Here is a 23,124-nt window from a genome sequence, read left to right on the forward strand (position 1 = left end):
GCGCTATATCCTGTGGAAGATGTAGAGCCGCGTATGATGCGAAAATGGGCCGAGCAACCGGTCCGCAGCAGCACGCAAACCTCTCAGGATTCCATTCTTGCTGTCGTACCAGGCCTGCATCGGCTTGGAGAAAAATGTCTCGTCCTTCAGCCCCTTGAAGCCTCCCCTTGGCTGTGATCCCAGAAGCTTGAAGCCGTACTGTTCGAAACTGGAAACAATCGAAGACGGCTCAAGAACGAACTGGTAAAATCCGGCCTGTTCACCTGAAAACCTGGGATAGAGACCCATTCTGATCTTCAGCCGTCGGAGAGGAGAAATGCTCGGCACTGTCACGAAGGCAACTCCTCCTGACCGGATGATGCGCCTCATCTCCAATGCGATCTCATCGTAACCGTCGAAGAAGTGCTCGATCACCCCCAGAGACCACACCCCATCGAAGAATTCGTCCGCGAAGCCCGTTGCTCGAACATCCCCCACGGTCACTTGCAAATGGGGCGCGGCACGGTTCACCATCCCCACGGTCTTCTGCGCGAAGTCGATCCCGTAGGCGGAAAAGCCTGCCTGGTGGAGGCCATGGACCGTATTGGCCAAGCCACATCCAGCGTCCAGGATCTTGGCCGATCCGGTCAGGTATCGCCTGGTGGTTTCAACGACAAAGCGATCCGGCCTCAAGACAATCCCTTCGGCCCAGTGAGAATCCCAATAGTCGTCATCAGCCACCGTGCCGACATGGACGATGCGCCTGTTTTCCTCGTCGTAGAGTGCTTTCTTCTCATTCATTTCTGGCATCCGGCCCGACCACCAAAACAGTGCGCTGTTTCGCATCAGGCCCTTGGTCTGCAATCACATTCCTCAATGCGAAAAAGGAACAGGCAGCGGCAACGACATATCCGAACAAAAACGCCATTTCACTGCCAAGCGGCACCCGCCACCAAAGGCCCAATGCCGCCAGACAACAGCAAGCCAACGCCCCTATCGCGTAGGAATAGGTCAACGTCATCGCTTTGCTCGACCGAAGCGCAAACGGATCGATGATCACCTTTTTCGTCCTGTTGATCAGAACAGCACAAGAAACGATCCCGAACACCACAGGGTCAAAAGACTTCCCCAGCCATCCGGAGGCATGGCCCGAGAAAAACAGGCCAACTATTCCGGCCGCCGCCGCGGTCGCAAAAATGAGTGCGATGGCCGCTCCCTCGAACAGTCCGCGCCGAAACTCCCTGACGTTTCCATTTGCGGCGCTGAGAAACGCCCTTGGCACGAAAACGAAGCTGGCCGCATTCATGAAGAAGCCGACGGACCGTTGTGAAAGATCGACACAAAACGAGAAGACACCGAGATGGGTCTCGGAGCCAAGCAACAAAACTATGTATCGGATGCCGACAAACACGCCGCTCTCGGCCAGATTGCTCAACACAAATCCCCAGCCAGTGACCAGAGACCCGGCAAGATAGGAAAAGCCAGGCCGTCTCAGATTCCTAGGTCCCAGCAAGGCAAATGAAATCAGCGCTCCGACGAAATAGCTGAGCGAAAAGGCTGCAAGAGCCGAGCCTACTTTCGCATCTCCGACAAGCAGGACTATAGCTCCTGCCTGGTATGCGACGGCCTGGCCAATCGCCGACCAACCGTACGCCCACAAGCGCAGTTGTGACCTCAAAATCTCTTGAAGTGCGGTGTGCAAGCCGAAAGAAACGATGATGGTCGCGGCAACGGCATTGCCAAATCCCAGCCACGTCAGTGCCAGTCCAGACAGGACGACAAACAACGCCACAACTGCCAGCACGGTCAAGATGGACGATACGTACTCTCTACCCATTCCCGCGGCATGCATTTTTGCGGAAACCGGCATTATCGAATAGGTCGCGACTCCAAAAACAAGTGTCGAAATAAATGAAACTGTTGCAATCGTCGTGCTGAAAATACCGTACTGTCCAGTCTCCAGATGGCTGCCGATGTACAGCAACGTCGCTATGTTCAGAAGACCAGGAACAATTCGTATTACGATGGCTTCCACCAACTTCCACAGGCTGGCTTCTTTCATGAAGTCACCCGCACGAATGACCTCTTGAGCAAGAACGGGAAACTCAAGGCACCAAAGCTCAAACAGGCAAGAACCGCCTTGCCCAGGAACCGAACCGACCGATATCGTCCTAGCCAGAACGCCTTGATGTAGTTCAAGTTCAGCAACAACATCGGGTATGCATTTTGCCGCTGAAGAAGCCGAATCCTTGCCGTCATCCCCTCCGGCAAATATCGTTTTCGTCCAATCTCGACATTGACACAGATAACGTCGTATTCGATCGCCAATCTGGACCAGAGAAGAGATGTTGGAACACGGCGGAACCGCCCCGCTGGGGGCACGGCAACCCGTTTAAGCAAAGGAGTTTTGATGACCTCCTTCTTGTCGCCGACCACCCGTTCGTCGGCCCGCATCTTTATCAGGTTTGTCCGTTCCGATGGAAATGGCTCTGCTGCCGTCTCTGGGTGGCCAAGAGCCATCGAGAACACAAAACCCGCAATCTTCTCATCGACACTTCTCTGCGAGAGGTGCTCACAGACTTCCGGCAAGCGATCGGTGAAGAGATCGTCGTCATCATCGAAGACCATGCAATAGTCGCCAGTGGCGGAAGCAATCGCCGAAAACATCGCGCGGCCTCTGCCGTCATTCGGGCCGGTGGTGACCACCAAACTGGCATCGCGAGATGCGATTTCCGCAAGCGCTTCGTTCGTTCCATCGGTCGAACCGTCGACATGGACGCATATCTGCAATGGGCAGTCCGTACGCAACAGTTGCTGAACCAGCGCCGCAACGCGATCCCGCCGATTGAACGTGGGGATGCAAACGCTCAATAGTGCCTGGGACTGCAATGGGTTGCAGACTGCCTGTTTGCGAGCCGTATCGATTCCATCTCCTCCTAGTTGCGCGGTCATCGGGCGCAGCTATGCGCGGACCAGCCGCGAACCGCCAAGAACAGGCCTATCCCCGTCCAAAGTACGACTGGTACCACTCCACAAACCGCCCGACACCCTCGGTCACCGTCGTCGTCGGACGGTAGCCCACCGCCTGCTCCAGCGCCGATGTGTCGGCAAAGGTATCGGGCACGTCGCCGGGCTGCAGCGGCAGCAGTTCGACGATGGCTTTCCGGCCAAGCGCGTTTTCCAGCGCCTCGACATAGGCGGTCAGCTTCACCGGGCTGTTGTTGCCGATGTTGAAGATGCGCCAGGGGGCACTGCTCGTGGCCGAATCCGGACGGCTGGAGTCCCAGGCGGCATTGCCTGTGGCCGGGCTGTCGCTGGCTCGGACGACGCCTTCGGCGATATCCTCGACATAGGTGAAGTCGCGCGTGTGGTTGCCGTTGTTGAACAGCTTGATCGGCTCGCCGGCAAGGATGTTCCTGGTGAACAGGAAAAGCGCCATGTCCGGGCGCCCCCAAGGGCCATACACGGTGAAGAAGCGAAGCCCGGTTGTCGGCAGCCCGAACAAATGGCTGTAGCTGTGCGCCATCAGCTCGTTGGCGCGCTTGGTCGCGGCGTAGAACTGCAGCGGGTGGTCGGCCGGCCGGTGCTCGGAAAACGGCATGTCGGTGTTGGCGCCATAGACGCTCGACGTGCTGGCATAGGTCAGGTGCGCAACGGAGTTGTTGCGGCAGGCCTCCAGCATGTTGGTGTAGGCGATGATGTTGCTTTCGACATAGGCGTGCGGGTTTTCCAGGCTGTAGCGAACCCCGGCCTGGGCGGCGAGATGGATCACCCGGTCGAATGCGTGGTCGGCAAAGCAGGCATCGACCACGCTTCTGTCGGCGAGATTGCCGCGGATGAACTGATAGCCCGCATTGGTCTTGCGGCTCGCCTCGTCCAGCAGCCGCAGCCTCGCCTCCTTGATCTGCGGATCGTAGTAGTCGTTGACGTTGTCGATGCCGACGACCTCGTCGCCGCGCTCCAGCAGCCGCTTGGCTACGTGATACCCTATGAAGCCGGCGGCGCCGGTGACCAGAACCCTCATCAGAAACGCCCATCCGTAACATGCCTGGGGAACAGACCCTTGATGTCGTAGATGACGCTCGGGGTCTTGCAAAGCGCCTGTAGGCCATCGACGCCCAGCGCACGGAACTGCCTGTGGCCGACGGCCACGATGACGCCGTCATAGCGCTCGTCGGGAATGTCCTTCATGCTCGTTATGCCGAAGGCGCGCGCGCATTCCTGCGCATCGACCCAGGGATCCCAGATGTCGATGCCGGCATTGTATTCCTTCAGCTGGGCGACGATATCGGCGACCTTGGAATTCCTCAGGTCCGGACAATTTTCCTTGAAAGCCGCGCCCATCACCAGAATCCGGCTGCCAACGACAGGTATTCCCTTGCGCATCATCAGGCGGGCCGTCTGATCCGCCGCGTGCTGACCCATGCCGTCATTGATACGGCGGCCGGCAAGAATCACCTCCGGATGATAGCCGAGTTCCTGGGCCTTGTGGGTGAGATAGTAGGGATCGACGCCGATGCAGTGGCCGCCGACGAGACCAGGCGTGAAGCGCAGGAAATTCCATTTGGTGCCGGCGGCTTCCAGCACTTCGGACGTGTCGATGCCGAGCTTGCCGAAGATAAGCGACAGCTCGTTCATCAGCGCGATGTTGAGGTCGCGCTGAGTGTTCTCGATGACCTTGGCCGCTTCGGCGACCGCAATGCTCGAGGTACGGTGTGTGCCTGCCGGCACGATCGAGGCATAGAGCGCATCGATACCTTCGGCCGCTTCCGGCGTCGAGCCGCTGGTGACCTTGACGATCGTTTGCAACCGATGCTCGCGGTCGCCCGGATTGATGCGCTCGGGACTGTAGCCGAGGAAGAACCCCTCATTGTAGCGCAGGCCCGAATGTTTCTCGATCAGCGGAGCGCACACCTCTTCCGTGCAGCCGGGGTAGACCGTCGATTCGAAGATCACCACCGCGCCTGGCGATATGACCTCACCGACCAAAGTCGATGCCATGATCAGCGGTTTCAGATCCGGACGATTGGCCCTGTCGATCGGCGTCGGAACCGTGACGATGAAAATCCCGCAATCGCGCAGATCGGCCTTGTCGGTGGTGAATGTCAGCCGCGACGCAGCACTGATCTCATCGCTGCTGGCTTCCAGCGTATGGTCGTCGCCACGCCTCAGCGCGTCCACCCTCGACTGGTCGATGTCGAAACCGACGACATCCCTGCCGGCACCGAAGGCGACCGCCAGCGGCAGGCCGACATAGCCAAGCCCGATGATCGCTATTTTCCTGGAGGCGAGATCCATCTGCTTCCTGCGCTTGCTATTCCAGAGCCATGCTTCGCATTGGTTATCGCGCACCAAAGCCGGTAAGCATCGTTTTCATTGTCTTGAGGGTTATCAAAACGTCCAGCCAAGGCGAAAAGTTCTTTATGTAATAGAAATCATAGTGCAATTTTTCCATAACGTCATCGACGGCAGCCACATGCCCCTGATTTACTTGTGCCCACCCACTTATGCCTGGCCTGACGATATGCCTGTAGCGATAGAATGGCAGCTCAGCCTCGTACCACTGTGACAGCACGACAGCTTCCGGTCGCGGTCCGATCCAACTCATTTCGCCACGCAGGATGTTGATGACCTGCGGCAGTTCGTCGATTCTGGATTTTCGCAGGAAACGCCCGACTCGGGTGATGCGATCATCATCGCGCCTGGTGATCGCCCTCTCCTTGTCGCTGCCGGCGTCAGAGTGCTGGCGCATCGAGCGAAACTTGTAGACCGTGCAGATCTTGCCCCGGTAGCCCATGCGCTGCTGGCGAAACAGCGCGGGACCATCGGAATCCAGCCGGATCAGCAGCGCTATTAACGCCAGAACCGGGGAAAGAACGATAATCAAGACAAGTGCCGAGACCCAGTCGGCTGCCTGCTTGATCTTGAGATAGGCTTGGTTCGGATTGAGTGAACCAAGCGTGTTTTCCGACAGGTGCTCGATCTCGACCCGCCCGGTCAGCGACTCGCTGACCTGCTTGACGTGGTATACGGGCGTTCCCGAAAGGGCCCGATCCGCGATGTATCGTTCCCATTCCGCGCCAAGATCGGCACGCAGATCAACGACCACGCCGCTGGCTCTTTCGATTATCGTACTGGTCGACTTGATCCAAAACCAATGCACACCCGGTAACGTCTTGAGGCGCTCGACATCTCCGCCGGGAATCACGACGAGCCGGTACGGATCGAGACGCCGCGTCAACAGGCTCAGGCCGAAATACCAGAGCGTGGACTGCGTGAAACTGGCGGCGGCTTGAAACCGGCTGTACTCGAACCGAAAAAAGAAGATGGTCAGGAAAACAGCCCCATAGGACAGGGCAAATGTCGGCAAGATGTAACTTGCCGCGGCCACGCCCGGGAAATTTCCGATGCGGCGATAGGACAAGAAGCCCACAAGGTGCGCGATGACCGCAGCGGCCACCGTGACCTGAAGATTGGCCGAATAGATAAATTCAGGATTGAAGACAATCCGGATGATCGCCGGCGCAAAAATCGCGAATGTCAGTCCGCCAAGCAGTTGAAACCGAATCCTGAACAGGAAATGCCGGCTTCCGACAATAGTCGACGCTGCGACATTCAACGTCTTCCCCCCTTCCCCGAAGCTGCCGTGTCGGCGACAGACCAGCGCGATAGTGCATCTGACCTAATCGCTCACAACAACGAATCGGACGTCTCGCCCCCCGGCGATTCGATACAGTCGAAGACCAAGAGCTACGACAGCGCGGCTGCGCCAGCAAGCATCTATTTCTTAGGTCAACAGTTCGGGAATTGAAAAGCCTAGGCTAATAAAGCGGCTTGATGATCATTACTGAAGATGTCGCAGCGTCTAGGGCGATATAACCGACAATCTATCGAGGTTGGCGGACACCAGACCGGAAATCGGCCAGTCACGCCGCTCCGGCCAGTGGCTTGATTGCCCCTGGCCGTTTCTTCGATCGCGCGCTTCAGCCGCGCTTCAGCAGCGTCCAGACGGCCGGCACCAGGCTTGCCGCGAGAGCCACCTTGATCAGGTCGCCGACGATGAAGGGCACGACGCCGAACTGCCACGACTTTTCCGGGCCGATCAGCAGAGCCAGCCAGGCAAAGCCCATCGCCATCATGACGACTTCGCCAACCAGCATGGCGTTGAAAAGCTTGATCGGATGGCGGTCCCAGCCGCGATCCGCGGCCCAGCCTACAATGGCCGCCATGACCACGAAGCCGGCGAGATAGCCGCCGGTCGAGCCGAGCATGTAAGCAATGCCGAGACCCTTTTCAGGCGTGCTCTGGAAGACGGGGAAGCCCATGGCGCCCTCCGCCATGTAGAGCAGCAGGGTGGCGACGCCGAGACGCATGCCGAAAGCGGCGGCGATCAGCAGCACGGCCAGCGTCTGCATCGAAATGTCGACCGGCCCGAGCATAACCTTGGTCTTGGCCGACAGGGTCAGCACAAGCGTTCCGGCGATGGCCAGGAAAAGCTGCGTTGCCAGCCGCGCCGCGCCATTTTGCGGCAGAGCCAGAGAAACAAGCGGACGCATCGTAGTTGCAATTGCCATGGTATTTCCCCAATCCGATTGCCGCACACCGATGTTCGCGGCCTCACATCCTCCTATATTGGCTTGCGTGTTATGCGGCAATCGGTTTTGCCGTTTCCCGAAACAAGGCACCGATGCATGGCACTGAAATTCGATACCGGCTTCGACCCCTTCTATGGCCAGGGGGTGAACGTCGCGCCCGATGTCCAGCGCATCACGGCCCGCAATCCAAGCCCTTTCACCTTTCACGGCACCAACAGCTACATAATTGGCCGCGATACGCTGGCGGTGATCGATCCGGGGCCGGATGACGAGGCGCATCTGCGGACCCTGCTCGGCGTGATCGCAGACCGGCCGGTCAGCCATATCTTCGTCAGCCACACGCATCGCGACCACTCCCCGCTGGCGGCCCGGCTGAAAGAGCGCACCGGCGCCCTCGTGCTGGCAGAGGGGCCGCACCGGCCGGCAAGAGCCCTGCATATCGGCGAGACCAATGCGCTCGATGCCAGTGCCGACACGGGTTTCGTCCCTGATGTCGCCCTGCCCGACGGCGAGGTGGTCGACGGCGACGGCTGGTCGATCAGGACGGTTCTGACCCCGGGCCACACCGCCAATCATGCGGCGTTCGCGCTGGAAAGAATTGGCGCGCTGGAGGGAACCGGTATCCTGTTTTCGGCCGATCATGTCATGGCCTGGGCAACCTCCATCGTCGCCCCGCCGGATGGAGCGATGGCCGACTATATGGCCTCGCTGGACCGGCTGATCGAACGCGGGGACCGCTTGCTGTTGCCGGGACATGGCGGGCCGGTGACAACACCGCGCGCTTTCATGCGCGGGTTGAAGACGCATCGAAAGATGCGCGAGCGCGCCATCCTGGAGCGGGTCAAAGAGGGCGACCGGACGATCGTGGACATGGTCAAGGCGATCTACAGGGACACCGACCCGCGGCTGCATGGTGCCGCCGGATTGTCGGTGCTTGCCCATCTCGAGGACCTGACGGCGCGCGGCCTGGTTGTGACCGATGCCGCACCGGCCATCGACGGCATTTTCACGCCGGCTGGCTAAGCTATCGGCGCCATTCGCTCTAGAACCGGCTGGAGCGCTCTGCTGGCTGAGGCGACTTCAAGCCCTGGCAAGAGCATTCGGGATCCGTTGGAAGACGTGCCGCGGTCTCCAGCGCAACCCGCGAGGCTGTCATGGAGAGGCTCGGCAGCACGTGCTCCTGCAGCAATTTCTGGCGCTCGCGGTCCATATAGTCGTTGAAACCGGCCGTGACGAACGCCAGGGGCACGAAACAGGCGCCGATCTCGCGCGATAAGGTGGCCTCAGGGGCGATCGAGTGGTTGAGCACGTCCGCTCCCATGTTTCGATATGCCAGAGCTTCGGCGGGAGTTGTCAGTCGCGGCCCGTAGCAGTGGGCAGCCACCAACTGCTGCTCGATGCCATGGACGCGGCATTCGGCTGGCCAATGGCGCCGGGCGGTCTCGGCCAACAATGCCGCACATCTTGGACATACGATCTGCTTGCCCGAGCAGTCGAAGCTCTGGCGGCCGGGAAGTAGTGAAAACGGGGTCTGCGTCAGTTCCAGGATATCGGCGTTCACCACCATGTCGCCGGGCTTGATAGCCTTGTTGACGGCGCCAATGGTCGAGCAGGAGAGAATCTGCCTTACACCCGCACTCATCAACACCCAGAACGCGCGGCGATGACAGGAATGGTCGATATGGTCTCGGGGATTGCCGTGCGAATACATGCACAGGGCACGTTTCGTTTTGCCCTCGACGGTAATAGATGCATCGAATTCGAGCAGCTTCCAATTGTCGCTGGGACCGAAAGGCGTTTGGAAACTCATGTCTCGCTGCAAGGTGCGGACGCCATCAACTTCGACATCTTCCGGAAAGGCGAGACCCCAATTCGCCGATCCGGTGATGATCGCCAACCCCACTTGGGGTATGTCCGTTGAATGATCGGCCAGATCGTCGGCTGCATGATGATTGTTGGGCATGTTTTCAGTCTCGCTCAGGATTTTTGGCGAAGGGTCACGACCAGGACAACGACCACGACGATGACGGTCCACAAGGTCGAAATCGCCGCGATGGTCGGGTCGATCTGATCGCGCAGCGACAGGAACATGAGCTTCGGCAGCGTGCTGTTTTGACCACTCGCGACGAAGATCGAAATGACGGATTCGTCTAGCGAGGTCAGGAAGGCCATCAGTGTGGCCGACAACAGACTGATCTGAAGTTGGGGGATAATTATTCCGCCAATGGCTCTCGCCCAGTTTGCGCCCAGGCTGCGCGCCGCCTGAACCTGGTTCCAGTCAAAGCGGGCCAAGGCGGGCAACAACACAATGCACGCGACCGGAATGGCTAGTACCACATGTCCGACCAGGACACCGAACAGCGTTCCGACAAGACGTTGCGCCGCCAGAACAAAGAAGAGACCGATCGCGAGCAGGATCCCCGGCACAATGGACGGGGTGAGCAGAACGCCCTGAATGGTTACGGCGGCCTTTCCGCCGAGCCGGTTGATCGAGATGCCGGCCAGAAGCCCCAGCGGCACTGTGATCATCGCTGTCAATGTGCCGAGGATCAGGCTCGTCCTGAGTGCGGCCATCCATGTCGCCGAACCGAAGAAAGTCTCGTACCAGCGCAACGAGTATGCGCGCGGCGGGAACTCGAGAAGATTGGACGCCGAAAAGGAGAGCGGGACGACGACGAGCGTCGGCAGCATCAGGAACGCCATAACGAGCGCACAAAAGCTCCACAGGAGGATGCGGGCCAGCCTGCTGTCTGGATAGGCTTCAAGCATGGGCTGTGCCGATGCTGCGTCCGGCAATGAGCCGCCGCGCAGCCAGGAACATCACCCCCACCAACGCCATAAGAACGAGGAGCAGAATGCCCAGGACGCTCGCCGAGCCCCAATCCTGGAAGGTCGATAGCGTGCGCTCGATCCGGGTGGAAAGCGGATTTACCTTGCCACCGCCAAGCACCGCGGGCGTGATGAAGAACCCTATGGTGTAAATGAAGACGATGATCGAACCCGAGAAGATGCCGCCGGCCGAAAGCGGCAGGATGACCGTGCGGATCGTTTGCCCGAGAGTGGCGCCCATGCTCGCCGACGCGCGGACGAGGTTTGCATCGATATCGCGCATCGCCGCATAAACGGGCAGCAGAAAAAGCGGCAGCATGTAGTGAACCATGCCGATCAGCGTTCCCGTGAAATTGTAGACCAGCGGCAATGGCTCAGCTGTCAGGCCTGAACCCGTCAAAGTTGCGTTGATCAGGCCATCGCGTCGCAACAGCACGAGCCAGCCATAGGTGCGCACCAGAATGGAGGTCCACAACGGCAGCATGACGAAGGCCATCAGCAAATTGGCCACCCTTGGTCTGGCGCTGGCCAGGGCGAGCGCCAGGGGAGTACCGAGAAGAATGCAGATCGCCAGCGTGCCCAGGGACAGTTCAAGGGTTGTGACCAGTGCCGACCATGTCAGCCCGCTCGAAAGCACCTTCTCGTAGTTGCCGACGGTGTACTCGCCCCCCGTGGTCAGGAAGGATTGCCGGATGATCCATAGGATAGGCAGTATCGCCGCCAGTCCGACGATGAACAGCGCAGGCAGTGAAAGCGAGAGGAAGAACCGCCGCTCGCGTCGCGCGTCTGCCGCGAGCGCAGGATCGGCAAGGACGGTCACGCTACCACTCCCGGTATCGCGTGAACTTTCGCTGCTGGTGCATAGGCGGTCACCCGCTGACCGGCGGCAAGTTCGGCGCAGCCGCTGGCCAGCGCCGCCGGAATGCAGACAAGTATCTCTTGCCCGCCGTCAAGCGCCAGCGTCAAAAGCCAGTTCTCGCCACGAAACGCCTTGGCGCGCAGCGTTCCCTCAAGGGCCACCCCGTCTGGCCCGACGAGCTTCGCATCAAGATGGAAGCATTCCGCGCGGATCATCAGAGCTTCGCGTGACGCATCGGCGCCGTCTATTCTGCGCGCCGAGCCCGGGGCCACAATGTTGGCCTCGCCCATGAACTCCGCGACGAAGCGGGTCGATGGACGATCATAGATCCGCTGTGGCGTATCGATCTGCTGGATGCGGCCGGAATTCATCACCGCGATCCTGTCGGACATGATTAGCGCTTCGCGCTGGTCATGCGTCACATAGATCGTGGTGATCCCCAGATCATCGTGCAGACGCCGGATCTCGTACTGCATGGTTTCGCGCAGGTTCTTGTCGAGCGCCGACAACGGCTCGTCCATCAGCATCACGCGTGGCTCAAAGACGATCGCCCGCGCCAACGCCACCCGCTGGCGCTGGCCGCCGGACAATGCGGCAATGTTGCGCTCCGCCAAACCTTCAAGCTTCACGCGGACCAAAGTGTCGAGTGCCCTCTGGCGGGCCTCGGCTTTCGGCGTCTTGCGCAGCACCAACGGATACTCGACATTTGCCAGAACGTTCATGTGGGGAAACAGGGCGTAGTTCTGGAAGACTATGCCGATGTCGCGCTTGTTGGGGGCCAGGCGGGTAATGTCCCGATCGTCCAACAAAAGTTTACCGGAATCGGGCCGGACAAATCCGGCCAAAGCCATGAGCAGCGTGGTCTTGCCCGATCCGGACGGCCCCAAGAGCGTGAGAAATTCGCCAGCCTGAATGTCGAGCGAGACATCGTCCAGCGCGACGTAAGATCCGTAGGTCTTGCGCACGCTGTCGATGGTGATCGGGAGCGACTTCATCATGTGCTTCAGCCTTAAAGCTGAGACTCAGCGGGCCATCATCTCATCGAAGGTTTTTTGAGCAGCTTCGCCATTCTTGACCCACCAGTCCGCATTCGAAAACACCGAAGTGCCGGCATTTTCAGGCGCGGTCGCAAGGGTCTTCAGACGGTCCTCGGGAATAAGGCCACCCTCATAGCCAGCAGGATTGACCGGGCCATAAGCGATGAAATCGGTCAGCTTCGCCACGCGCGCGGGCTGTGTCATCGCCGCGATGAGTTTCATGGCCGCTTCCTTGTTCGGCGCCCCCTTCGGTACCCCGAGGCAATCCGTACCGATGACGGAACCCTTGAACGTGTAATCGACCGCGCCGCCATCCGCTTTCACGGTTTGGGCCCGCCCGTTCCAGGTAACGACCAAATCCGCCTCGCCATCTTTCAGCAACTGCGCGGACTGAGCTCCCGAAGTCCACCACACCGCGACATTTGGTTTGATCGCTTCAAGCCGCTTGATCGCGCGATCCAGGCCCTCCGGCGTGCTGAGCACGGAATACACGTCGGCCGGTGCTACGCCGTCCGAGAGCAGCGCGATCTCGATCGAGTCCTGTGCATTGGCGCGGAGGGCGCGACGGCCCGGAAATTTGGCAACATCCCAGAACTCCGCCCATGTCTTTGGCGGGTTCTCGCCATAGGTCTTGGTGTTCCAGGACATGACGGTGCCATAGGAGTCGAACGGATAGCAGTAGTCGGACTTTGCGCCATCCGGCACGGCCTTTGGATCGATGATCTTGTAGTCGAGCGGCTCCAGCAGCGACTGTGCGGCGGCCTGCGCGCCCTCCGGTGAGCCCAGGTGAATGACGTCGGTTGTGACCGCGCCCGAGGTGACCTGCATCTTCAGGGCGGCCAAGCCGTCGCTGAGGGTCTCCTCGCGGACATCATAGCCAAGCTCTTTTGCAGCGGGGGCCCACATGGCTTCCTTCATGGCGTTGCCATAATCGCCGCCCGCGGTCGTGATGGTGACTGATTGGGCATAGACCGGCACGGCGGCCGAGAATGCTAATGCCGTCAAGGAAATGCGTAACCAAGACATAGGTTCTCCTCCCTAGAATTTGTTGAGACGCGCTCAAAATGGCCAATTCTTGACAATCGTAACGTTACGATTGCATCCAATTGCAGGAGAGTCAAGCTGCTTTAGCGAGAGCTTGGATTGACCGTGAGGTGGAATTCGGTCACGTAGTGGAAGTCAGCAAATCAGCCGGCGCTTTCGCAAATGAGGTCGGGCGACATGACCAACCTGAAACAGATCGCGGCGGAACTTTCCCTTTCGGTCACCACGGTATCCCGCGCGCTGAAGGATGGGCCGGAGGTTCATCCCGCCACCATCGCTCGCGTCAAGGAAGTGGCGCAGCGGGTCGGCTATGTGCCAAATCATCATGGCTTCGCGCTCAAAACTGGCCGCACGCTGACGATGACAGCAATATACCCGATGGAAACAAAAGATCATCTGTCCGATCTGTTGAAGCTTCCGTTAATCGAAGGCATGACGCTGGCGGCGCGGCAAGCGGGTTATAGCCTATCCATCTACTCCACCACGCCCGATGATGATCCCATCGAGAGTGTGCAGCGACAGCTTCAGGCGGGCAGCACAGACGGACTGATTATCACACGCATGGTCTCGGGTGATCCGCGCGTTAAGCTATTGCTGGATAGAGGCATGCCATTCGTCGCGTTTGGAAGAACTGACCTGGATACAGCATATCCTTATGTCGACATCGACAATGAACAGATTGCCTACGAGGCGACCCGGCGGCTCATGGACAAGGGCTGCCGACGCATTGCGCTGCAACTTCTCGTTCCGGGCGACCAGGCGAGTGCCATGCGTCTTTCCGGGTATGGAAGGGCAATGGCCGAGGCTGGTATTCCGATCGACCAGTCGCTGATCGGTCATGGAATGTTCACCATGGAATCGAGCGCAGCCTGGTTCGATCGCATGCTGGCCTGGTCAGATCCGCCGACGGGCTTGGCATGCGCCAACGAACTGGGCCTTCTGGGGGCATTACACGCTCTCGGCAGAAGAGGTCTCGCGCCAGGGAGTGACATCCACATTGTCACTCGGGACAGCACGCGGCTATCGCGCTTCCTGCCTGCGAAGATCGGCGTTCATTTCGTGGACATAGCGGGTGTCGGACGCAAACTTGTCGAAGTCCTGGAGAGCCGGATCGCCAATCCGATTGGACCGGTCGCGACAGTCTTGTTCAAAGGAGAGTTCGACCCTGGCGAATAGCCTCCCCTGGGTCTCATTCGACCGGAGCGGCGCCAACCTGACCGGCGACTTCCTGGTCGAGTTCCGCGAGAAATTCGGTGATGCGCGCCGCATTGTCGCCGAGGTCGTAGCGGCCGTAGCGGGATGCCGACCGCATGTCGACGATGACCGTGTCGCCATCGTCCGTCACGCGGATCGCCACGTCGGCGGGAAGGCCGATCACGAAGCCCTTGGCGACGGCGGTGATGGTCACCTCGCTTTGCCCGGCGAGATCGGGATAGGGTTCCGACAGCTCCCAGTCGCGCCGGTCGAGCACGGTTTCGACGGCATTGACGACGGTCTCGAACGGCAGGTCGTAGCTGCGTGCGCTGACCAGCGGATAGCTATCGGTCTGCAGCCGCTGTTCCCCAGGCGTCGACGGCGCAAGCACGTTCATATCCTTCCTCCGGTCGCTCACGTCGAGCGCCGGCGGTTCGTCGAAATCCGTCGAGATATCCCTGAGCGGCGGATAGATCGTCGCCCAGTAGGCGGCGACGCCATAGGGTGCGAGCACCAGCAGTGCCAGCAGCGCGCCGACCGTCAGGTCGCGACCGCCGCGGTCGCCGAAATTCCAGAGCCGCGAAAAGGCAAACCCGGCAAACAACAGCGCCATCGCCGCCAGCAGCGCGACAATGCCCAGCACCCACAGAAAGACAGGTGTTTCGACGAGATCGAAGCGATGGCCGACGAAGACCGTCAGCAGCAGCACCAACGAAAAAGCGGCCGTGCGCCGCGACCAGCCGGCCGCCTTCGACGTTTGCCGTTCAGGAATGCTAACCATCGTTTTCCGTGCTGCCCCAACCCGAACGGAGACTTAGTGCCTTTTTGCGATGGCATGAAGCCGAAACATGCACCATCGCGTCAATCCGTCGGCAGGCGATAGTCCTTGAATTGCTGGCGCAAGGTGATCTTCTGGATCTTGCCGGTGGCGGTGTGCGGAATTTCACCGACGAAAGCGACATCGTCCGGCATCCACCATTTGGCCACCTTGCCGTCCATGAAGTCGAGAATGTCAGCCTTGGTCGGTTCCTTGCCCGGTTTGCGGACGACGACCAGCAGCGGCCGTTCGCCCCATTTCGAATGCTGAACGCCGATGGCTGCCGCCTCGGCGACATCGGGATGGCCAACAGCCAGATTCTCGAGGTCGATGGTCGAAATCCATTCGCCGCCGGACTTGATGACGTCCTTCGCGCGATCGGTGATCTGCATGTAGCCGCCGGCGTCGATGTGGGCGACGTCGCCAGTGTCGAACCAGCCATCCTCATCGAACTGCTCCACGCCGGCGCCGCCATAATAGGCACGGGCAACGGCCGGCCCACGCACTTTCAGGCGGCCAAAAGTCTTGCCGTCCCAAGGCTGCTCGTTGTTGTCGTCGTCGGTCACCTTCATTTCGACGCCGAACGGCGGATAGCCCTGTTTCTGCTGGACATCGAGCCGGGCTTCGCCCTCAAGACCGGCATGGTCCGGCTTCAGGGTGCACAGCGTGCCGAGCGGCGACATTTCGGTCATGCCCCAGGCATGGATGACCTGGACATCGTAGTTCTGCTGAAACTTGGTCATGATCGCGCGCGGGCAGGACGAGCCGCCGATGACAACCTTGTTCAGATAGGGAAGCTTCTTGCCGGTCTCCTCCAGATGCTGCAGCAGCATCATCCAGACGGTCGGCACGGCGGCGCTGAAGGTCACCTTCTCGGTGTCGAGCAGTTCATAGATCGAGGCGCCGTCCATCTTGCAGCCGGGCATGACCAGCTTGGCGCCGATCATCGGCCCGCTCTGGCCAAGGCCCCAGGCATTGGCGTGAAACATCGGCACGACAGGCAGGATCGTATCGCGCGACGACAGTCCCATGGCGTCGGGCATGGCAGCGATCATGGCGTGCAGCACGTTCGAACGATGGCTGTAGACGACGCCCTTGGGATCGCCCGTGGTCCCGGACGTGTAACACATGCCGGCGGCGGTGCTTTCGTCGAAGGTCTTCCAGGCGAAGTCGCCATCCGCTTCGTCAAGCCAATCTTCATAGGCGACCGCGTTGGGCAATGTCGTCGGCGGCATATGCGCCCTGTCGGTCAGCACGATCACCTGCTTCAGCGATTTTACGGCGCCGGCGATTTTCTCGAGCAGCGGAACGAAGGTCAGGTCGACGAAGACTGCCTTGTCCTCGGCATGGTTCATGATCCACACGATCTGCTCGGGAAACAGCCGCGGATTGAGCGTGTGGTAGATGGCGCCGATGCCCATGATGCCGTACCAGGCCTCGATATGGCGTGCGGTGTTCCAGGCGAGCGTCGCGATACGGTCGCCCAGCCCATAGCCGTCGCGCTCCAGCCGCTGGGCGACCTTCAGGGCACGACGATGGATGTCGGCGTAAGTGGTGCGCACGATCGGCCCCTCGATCGAGCGCGTCACGATCTGGCGCACGCCATGCTGCCGCTCGGCATTGTCGATGAGCTTATGGCAAAGCAGCGGCCATTCCTGCATCAGTCCCAGCATTCGGTCCTCCCTCACGCTTTTGCGTTGTGCTTTTCGGGCTATTGTGGAGCGAACCGGCCGATTGTCCAGCCGCCAGCACCACCAAGTGCCGCATTGGTGGAAAACCGCCACAATGCGGCCATCGTCGGCGTTAAGTTTCGTTAACGGGCAAAGGGGTGCGATTGGCGACTGAAAGAGGTTCGCATGGACGCGCAGCTCGACGACAAGGCTCTCGAGAGTACGCTTGCCGAAAGTCTGGCCGATGTGGTGCCGGACACAAAAACTGTTTCCGAAGATGAATTTGTTGAAGTTGTCGGCGGCGCGCTGGAAGCGGTCGGCGGCACGCTGCTGTTCAAGATGTGCGTCCAGAATCAGGGCGAGGACCAGCACGTCGCGGCCGCGTCAGTCGGCGATGGCGGAAACCGCCAGTTCCTGCTGCTCACCTTGCCTACCGGCGGCGGTTCCTTGAAGGTCGAGACCGTATCGAGAAGCAGCAACCCGGTCGCCGGGATCGCTGCCGCCTATGCCGGTCTCATGGACGTATTCAAGGCCGCTGCCTGACAGCTGACGACAAGTATCTCGAGGGTTCCAAGGCGCGATCCATCGGCGTCGGCCCGGCAAGTTTTGCGTACTGGATGGCGATAGCGGCTTGCACAATGCGCTTGCGCGACACACCTTAAAGTCGACGCAAGGAGAGCCCCCGCATGGATCAGATCGCCAACCCCGCACCCGGTTTCCAACGCAACCCAGACAAAATCATCACCATCGAGTCCTATGCCGGCACCGTTACCGTGCGTGCCGGAGACATGGTCATCGCTTCAACAGCGAAGGCCAAGGTGCTGACCGAGGCCCCCTATCCGGCGGCGTTCTACATTCCGTTCGCCGACATCGATTTCGGCAAGCTCGGCCGCACCGACCACTCGACCCATTGCCCCTACAAGGGCGATGCAAGCTATTGGAGCGTGCTGCCTGCCGGGGAGACCGGCCAGAACGCCATGTGGGCCTATGAGCGGCCTTTCGACGAGATGGCTGAGATCCGCAACCACGGCGCATTCTATGCCAGCAAGGTCACGATCGAAGCCAAACCGGACTGAGCCGACGCCGAAGGCATCGAGATCCGCTCGGCTGGCCACTCACTCCGTCGTGCCGTTGTTGCCGATGCCTTCGGCATCGTCGAGCCGCACAAAGGTCAAGCCCTTGGCCTTGAGCGCCAGCAGCCCCTGCACCACGCCTTCGCCGGCCGCATGGGTCGGCTGGTTGATGTGCGAGATGATGACGTCGCCATCCTTGGCCGCCGCGATGCGCCGGGCGGTCTCCTTGGCGCCGAGCAAAGAGCCACCGTCGCCGTTTATCGAGAAACCCGCGACCTTGAAGCCAAGCTTGCGGATCATGGCGATTGCCGACGGGCTGTATTCGGCGGTTGCGCCACGGAACCATTTCGGTGCCGGCTCGCCGGTCCCGGCAAGAGCGGCGGCTCCCGATTCGACCTCGGCCAGCACCGCGTCCGGGCTGCCGGCACTGCGGATGCCATAGATTTTCCGCGGCGTGTCGACCGCCGGAATGTGGTGGCCGCCATGATTTTCCAGTTCGAACAGATCGGGATGCGCCCGCATGATTTCGACGGCGGCGGCGTTTCGCCTCAGCCAGATGCCGGTCACGAAAATGGTGGCGGGAATCTTGTTGTCCACCAGCGCCGAAAGTATCCGGTTGTCGGTCTGTCCACCGCACGCGTCGAGCGTAAGCGCCACACGGCCGGCTCCGCTCGCCTGCGACTTGATGTGCAGCGTCGGCTCGACGAGCGGCGCGGCATGGCTGGCGGATGCCATCGCCCACGACAGGGCGATCATGCAGAGATTTTTTTGCAGCAGGCGCATCAAACCGATTCCCGGACCCGTCATTTCAAGCAGGCATCCCAACGACCCGCATGAAGGCGGAAATCGGGATGGTGCATAGCTGAAAAGCGCTCCGCGACAATGTGGCCGTTCCTGTGGGCGACAGGTCATTCCACCGCGTCGAGAGCGGTCGTGCATGCGGCGCATGATCTCAGATGGCGTGTTCCAGTTTCATTTCGGTGCGCGAAAGAACCTCGCGCACCGCATCGACCACAGGCTTGACCTCCAGGCCCCAGACGCAGCATGCTTTGCTCGGATCCGGCGCGCGGCAGAGGTTTTCGGCCATGCAGGCGCAAGGCATCGGCGGCTGGAGCGAGATGCTGGGCACGCCGACTGGACCCCAGCGCGACGGCTCCGTCAGACCGAACAATCCGACAACCGGGGTTCCGGTGGCTGCGGCCATGTGCATCGGGCCGCTCTCATTGCCGAGAAACAGCCGAGCCTGTTTCAGCAACGCCAGCAGGCTTTCAAGCGACAGGTCACCGACGAGATTGACGACCGAGGGCGCGGTTCTGGCGACGATACGTTCGGCGATCTCGCGCTCGTCCGGGCCGCCCACCAAGACGACATCCAGGCTGGTCTCGCCGGCAATCTCGACGATCACTGCTGCAAACCGCTCCGGCTGCCAACGTCGGCCCTCGAAGCTTGCACCCGCATGCACGGCGATGAATGCGTTTGGCCGCAGATGGTGCTTACCCAGCAGCGCCAATGCTTTCGCCGTCTCCGATGGCAGCGGCTGAAGGTTCGGAATCACCGTGCGAAGTTCGATGCCGAGCGCTTCGAGCGGCGAGAGGTAGCGGTACAGGAAATGCTGACCATCAAAGCCGTAGGGCTTGGCAAAGACATTGGCGGGTTGCCGCTCCAACATACGCAAGGGTCTTTCGGAAGGATTGTAACCGACACGGGTCTTGGCGTTGACGAGCCCGGTGACCATGCGCGACGTCTTCGAATCGGTCAGGTCGATGGTCAGGTCGAAACGGAAGCGGCGTAACGCCCGCACCATGGCGTAGAGCTCCTTCCCGCGCTCCAAGGGCGTTCCGCGCATGCGGTCGCGCCTGAATGCGACCACCTCGGAAGCGATACCATGGGCCATGACGAAGCTCTCGAAGCGGGCCTCGCACAGAAAGACGATGCTGGCGCCGGGGAATTCGAGCCGCAGGTTGTTGGCGAGCGCCGAGGCGAGGACGAGATCGCCTATGAACTTAGTTTGGATGACCAGGATCGAGTGGAACGGCGCGGGAGAAATCTGCAGCATCTGTTTCCGGGAGCAATTTGCGGATGGCCGCAAATTGGGCAGGAACAATGTCGAGATTACGCGACGCCGCCAGCACGTTCGCGTGAATTGCCTTACAAAACGGTAAGCTGGATGGATCCTATCGGCGGCCTGCCTTCGCAACCAGCACCGCTGCCTGCGCGGCCGCCAGCCTGGCGATCGGCACGCGATAGGGCGAACAGGACACGTAGTCGAGGCCGACCTCTTCGCAAAAGCGGATCGAAGCCGGGTCGCCGCCATGTTCGCCGCAGATGCCGAGCTTGATGTCTGGCCGCGTCGCCTTGCCCTTTTGCGCGGCCATGCGCACCAGTTCGCCGACGCCGTCGATGTCGAGCGAGACGAACGGGTCCTGATCGATAATGCCCTTCTGGCGGTAGGTTTCCAGGAACGAGGCCGCATCGTCGCGCGAGATGCCGAAGGTCGTCTGGGTCAGGTCATTGGTGCCGAAGGAGAAGAATTCGGCCGACTCTGCAATGACATGGGCACGGATCGCGGCGCGGGGGAGCTCAATCATGGTTCCCGTGAGGTAATCGATCTTGACGCCGGTTTCCTCCATGACGCTCTTGGCAACCGCATCGATGCGCGCCTTGACGTAATCGAGTTCCTTCACCAGGCCGACCAACGGCACCATGATCTCGGGGACCACCAGGGCGCCGGCCTTCCTGCCGGCCTCCACCGCCGCCTCGAAAATGGCGCGTGCCTGCATCTCGGCGATCTCGGGATAGGAGACAGCCAGGCGGCAGCCGCGATGGCCGAGCATGGGGTTGAACTCGTGCAGCGCCTCGGTGCGCTGCCTGAGCTTGTCCGGCGACACCTTCATGGCGGCGGCGACCTCGGCCACCTCCTCCTCGGTCTTCGGCAGGAATTCGTGCAACGGCGGATCGAGCAGGCGGATCGTCACCGGCAGGCCGGCCATGATCTCGAACAGTTCGAGGAAGTCCGAGCGCTGCATGGGCAGAAGCTTAGCGAGTGCGATGCGCCGGTCCTTTTCGGTGTCGGCCAGGATCATCTCGCGCATGGCGACGATGCGCTCGCCGTCGAAGAACATGTGCTCGGTGCGGCAAAGGCCGATGCCTTCAGCGCCGAAGGAACGCGCCATGCGCGCGTCGAGCGGCGTTTCCGCATTGGTTCGTACTTTCATGCGGCGCACCGCGTCCGCCCATTCCATGATGGCGGCGAAATCGCCGGAAAGTTCCGGCTGCAGCATCGATACGGCGCCCTTCAATATCTGGCCATTGCTGCCATCGATGGTGACGATGTCGCCCTTGCGGAAGGTCGAGCCCATCGCCATCAGCGTGCCGGCCTTGTAGTCGACACGCAGCGAGCCGGCCCCGGAGACGCAAGGCTTGCCCATGCCGCGTGCCACCACCGCGGCGTGGCTGGTCATGCCGCCGCGCGTGGTCAGGATGCCTTCCGCCGCATGCATGCCGTGGATGTCTTCGGGGCTGGTTTCGATGCGCACCAGGATCGCCTTGCGGCCCTGCGTCTTCAATTCCTCGGCGTCGCCGGAGGAAAAGACGATCTCGCCGGTGGCGGCACCGGGCGACGCCGGCAGTCCGATGCCGATGACGTCGCGCGCGGCCTTGGGGTCGATGGTCGGATGCAGCAACTGGTCGAGCGAGGCCGGGTCGATACGGGCGACGGCTTCCTCCTTCGTGATCAGCCTGTCCCGCGCCATCTCGACGGCAATTTTCAGCGCCGCCTTGGCGGTGCGCTTGCCGGAGCGGGTCTGCAGCATCCACAATTTGCCGCGCTCGATGGTGAATTCGAGATCCTGCATGTCGCGGTAGTGCTTCTCCAGATTGTCGGAGATGGTGACAAAGGACTGGAACGCGTCAGGCATCAGCTTCTGCAGCGACGGCTTGTCCGAGCCGGCTGCGATACGCGCCGCTTCGGTGATGTTCTGCGGCGTGCGGATGCCGGCGACGACGTCCTCGCCCTGCGCGTTCACCAGGAACTCGCCATAGAGCATCTTTTCGCCGGTCGAAGGGTTGCGCGTGAAGGCAACGCCGGTGGCCGAGGTTTCGCCCATATTGCCGAACACCATGGCCTGGACGTTGACCGCCGTGCCCCAGCTTTCGGGAATGTCGTGCAGGCGGCGATAGGTGATGGCGCGGTTGTTCATCCAGCTCGAGAACACGGCTGATATCGCGCCCCAGAGCTGCTCGTGCGGATCCTGCGGAAAAGGCCTGCCGAGCTCTTCCTCGACCTTGGCCTTGTAGAGCGCGATGACGCCCTGCCATTCGAGCGCCGTCAGTTCGGTGTCGAGCTCGTGCCCGAGCCCGCCTTTCTGATCTTCCAAGATTTCTTCGAACACCTCATGATCGAGGCCCATGACGACATCGGAATACATCTGGATGAAGCGGCGGTAGCTGTCATAGGCAAAGCGCGCATCGCCGGAATCGGCGGCCAGCGCCTCGACCGTCTCGTCGTTCAGGCCCAGATTGAGCACGGTGTCCATCATGCCGGGCATCGAGGCGCGAGCGCCCGAACGCACCGACACCAGCAGCAGTTTCGACGGGTCGCCGAACCGACGGCCGGTCAGCCGGCCGATGTGATCGAGCGCGACCGCGACATCGGCTTCCAACCCGGCCGGATAAATACGGCCGTGGGCGTAGTACGCGTTGCAGACCTCCGTGGTGATGGTGAAGCCCGGCGGCACCGGCAGCCCCAGGCTGCACATCTCGGCCAGGTTGGCGCCCTTGCCGCCCAGGAGATTCTTGTCGCTGGCACGGCCTTCCGCCGCACCATCGCCAAAGGTGAAAACCCATTTGGTCATGCATCGCTCTCCGGTTGCAGGAGATTGGAAAGATTGGCGAAACGGAAAGTTCCGCCGGTCCGTCCTTGGAGCGATATGATGCTGCAGTGCGAAAGGCAAGCGCCGGCAAAGCGGTCGGCCTTCTACAATCGATTAAGCAAAAGCCGCGTCCGAAGATGCGGCAAAATGACTTGC

General features: G+C 60.8%; 21 protein-coding genes. 4 read left to right on the forward strand and 17 right to left on the reverse strand.

Translation table 11 applies throughout. The features are described 5' to 3' along the window. Positions 1-3: 3 nt before the first annotated feature. The 7 genes from X735_RS165140 to X735_RS165110 form a co-directional block, all read right to left on the reverse strand. A complete protein-coding gene (locus X735_RS165140) occupies positions 4-780 on the reverse strand; it encodes a class I SAM-dependent methyltransferase (protein ID WP_023808548.1) in 777 nt (258 codons plus the stop codon). Beyond that, on the reverse strand, positions 773-2,041 hold the full coding sequence (locus tag X735_RS165135) for a hypothetical protein (RefSeq protein WP_023808549.1): 1,269 nt from the start codon (positions 2,039-2,041) through the stop codon (positions 773-775). The genes X735_RS165140 and X735_RS165135 overlap by 8 nt, the downstream gene beginning before the upstream one ends. Continuing rightward, positions 2,038-2,931, reverse strand: coding sequence for a glycosyltransferase (locus X735_RS165130; protein WP_031212203.1), 894 nt, complete (start codon positions 2,929-2,931; stop codon positions 2,038-2,040). The genes X735_RS165135 and X735_RS165130 overlap by 4 nt, the downstream gene beginning before the upstream one ends. Positions 2,932-2,977: 46 nt before the next feature. Then, complete coding sequence (locus X735_RS165125) at positions 2,978-4,003, reverse strand: NAD-dependent epimerase (RefSeq protein WP_023808551.1); 1,026 nt, start codon at positions 4,001-4,003, stop codon at positions 2,978-2,980. Further along, complete coding sequence (locus X735_RS165120; protein WP_023808552.1) at positions 4,003-5,277, reverse strand: nucleotide sugar dehydrogenase; 1,275 nt, start codon at positions 5,275-5,277, stop codon at positions 4,003-4,005. Before X735_RS165120 ends, X735_RS165125 begins: the two co-directional genes overlap by 1 nt. 43 nt (positions 5,278-5,320) lie before the next feature. Then, positions 5,321-6,598, reverse strand: a complete 1,278-nt coding sequence (locus X735_RS165115) for a sugar transferase (protein ID WP_050592621.1) — start codon at positions 6,596-6,598, stop codon at positions 5,321-5,323. A 364-nt stretch (positions 6,599-6,962) separates the two neighbouring features. After that, complete coding sequence (locus tag X735_RS165110; protein WP_023808554.1) at positions 6,963-7,553, reverse strand: biotin transporter BioY; 591 nt, start codon at positions 7,551-7,553, stop codon at positions 6,963-6,965. A 117-nt stretch (positions 7,554-7,670) separates the two neighbouring features. On the opposite strand from X735_RS165110, the gene X735_RS165105 reads away from it, so the two are divergent. Further along, positions 7,671-8,597 (forward strand): MBL fold metallo-hydrolase, encoded by a 927-nt coding sequence (locus X735_RS165105; RefSeq protein WP_023808555.1) that lies wholly within the window; start codon positions 7,671-7,673, stop codon positions 8,595-8,597. A 19-nt stretch (positions 8,598-8,616) separates the two neighbouring features. Here the strand turns inward: X735_RS165105 and X735_RS165100 are convergent, their stop codons facing one another. Genes X735_RS165100 through X735_RS165080 form a run of 5 tightly spaced genes read right to left on the reverse strand, consistent with a single transcriptional unit; the run spans position 8,617 to position 13,325 of the window. Further along, positions 8,617-9,537: a 5'-methylthioadenosine phosphorylase gene (locus X735_RS165100; protein ID WP_023808556.1), complete on the reverse strand. Its 921-nt coding sequence runs from the start codon at positions 9,535-9,537 to the stop codon at positions 8,617-8,619. Positions 9,538-9,551: 14 nt separating this feature from the next. Continuing rightward, positions 9,552-10,343 carry an ABC transporter permease gene (locus tag X735_RS165095; RefSeq protein WP_023808557.1) on the reverse strand — a complete coding sequence of 264 codons (792 nt, stop codon included), beginning with the start codon at positions 10,341-10,343 and terminating at the stop codon, positions 9,552-9,554. Continuing rightward, positions 10,336-11,223 (reverse strand): ABC transporter permease, encoded by an 888-nt coding sequence (locus X735_RS165090; RefSeq protein WP_023808558.1) that lies wholly within the window; start codon positions 11,221-11,223, stop codon positions 10,336-10,338. The genes X735_RS165095 and X735_RS165090 overlap by 8 nt, the downstream gene beginning before the upstream one ends. Then, on the reverse strand, positions 11,220-12,257 hold the full coding sequence (locus X735_RS165085) for an ABC transporter ATP-binding protein (RefSeq protein WP_023808559.1): 1,038 nt from the start codon (positions 12,255-12,257) through the stop codon (positions 11,220-11,222). Before X735_RS165085 ends, X735_RS165090 begins: the two co-directional genes overlap by 4 nt. A gap of 27 nt (positions 12,258-12,284) precedes the next feature. After that, the gene (locus X735_RS165080; RefSeq protein ID WP_023808560.1) at positions 12,285-13,325 is read right to left on the reverse strand and encodes an ABC transporter substrate-binding protein; all 1,041 of its coding nucleotides are present in this window, start codon (positions 13,323-13,325) and stop codon (positions 12,285-12,287) included. A gap of 195 nt (positions 13,326-13,520) precedes the next feature. Between X735_RS165080 and X735_RS165075 the strand changes: the two genes are divergently transcribed. Next, positions 13,521-14,519 (forward strand): LacI family DNA-binding transcriptional regulator, encoded by a 999-nt coding sequence (locus X735_RS165075; protein ID WP_023808561.1) that lies wholly within the window; start codon positions 13,521-13,523, stop codon positions 14,517-14,519. A 13-nt stretch (positions 14,520-14,532) separates the two neighbouring features. Here the strand turns inward: X735_RS165075 and X735_RS165070 are convergent, their stop codons facing one another. Both X735_RS165070 and X735_RS165065 read right to left on the reverse strand, forming a co-directional pair. Continuing rightward, positions 14,533-15,318, reverse strand: a complete 786-nt coding sequence (locus X735_RS165070) for a DUF1499 domain-containing protein (protein ID WP_023808562.1) — start codon at positions 15,316-15,318, stop codon at positions 14,533-14,535. A gap of 80 nt (positions 15,319-15,398) precedes the next feature. Further along, positions 15,399-17,027: a fatty-acid--CoA ligase gene (locus X735_RS165065; RefSeq protein ID WP_023808563.1), complete on the reverse strand. Its 1,629-nt coding sequence runs from the start codon at positions 17,025-17,027 to the stop codon at positions 15,399-15,401. A gap of 183 nt (positions 17,028-17,210) precedes the next feature. Here X735_RS165065 and X735_RS165060 point away from each other — a divergent pair, with 183 nt between their 5' ends. Together X735_RS165060 and X735_RS165055 are read left to right on the forward strand one after the other, a co-directional pair. Beyond that, positions 17,211-17,567, forward strand: coding sequence for a hypothetical protein (locus X735_RS165060; RefSeq protein ID WP_023808564.1), 357 nt, complete (start codon positions 17,211-17,213; stop codon positions 17,565-17,567). A gap of 143 nt (positions 17,568-17,710) precedes the next feature. Further along, on the forward strand, positions 17,711-18,100 hold the full coding sequence (locus X735_RS165055) for a DUF427 domain-containing protein (RefSeq protein WP_023808565.1): 390 nt from the start codon (positions 17,711-17,713) through the stop codon (positions 18,098-18,100). 39 nt (positions 18,101-18,139) lie between these two features. On the opposite strand, the gene X735_RS165050 is transcribed toward X735_RS165055, so the two are convergent. From X735_RS165050 to ppdK, 3 genes are all read right to left on the reverse strand, one after another. Next, positions 18,140-18,880, reverse strand: a complete 741-nt coding sequence (locus X735_RS165050; RefSeq protein ID WP_023808566.1) for a polysaccharide deacetylase family protein — start codon at positions 18,878-18,880, stop codon at positions 18,140-18,142. Between the two features lie 169 nt (positions 18,881-19,049). Continuing rightward, entirely contained in the window at positions 19,050-20,153 is a 1,104-nt protein-coding gene (locus X735_RS165045) for a glycosyltransferase family 9 protein (protein WP_023808567.1), read from the reverse strand. 118 nt (positions 20,154-20,271) lie between these two features. Beyond that, the gene (gene ppdK / locus X735_RS165040) at positions 20,272-22,950 is read right to left on the reverse strand and encodes a pyruvate, phosphate dikinase (protein WP_023808568.1); all 2,679 of its coding nucleotides are present in this window, start codon (positions 22,948-22,950) and stop codon (positions 20,272-20,274) included. Between the last annotated feature and the right edge of the window lie 174 nt (positions 22,951-23,124).

The sequence above is a fragment of the Mesorhizobium sp. L2C084A000 genome (genome assembly GCF_000502875.1).
Lineage (GTDB): Bacteria > Pseudomonadota > Alphaproteobacteria > Rhizobiales > Rhizobiaceae > Mesorhizobium.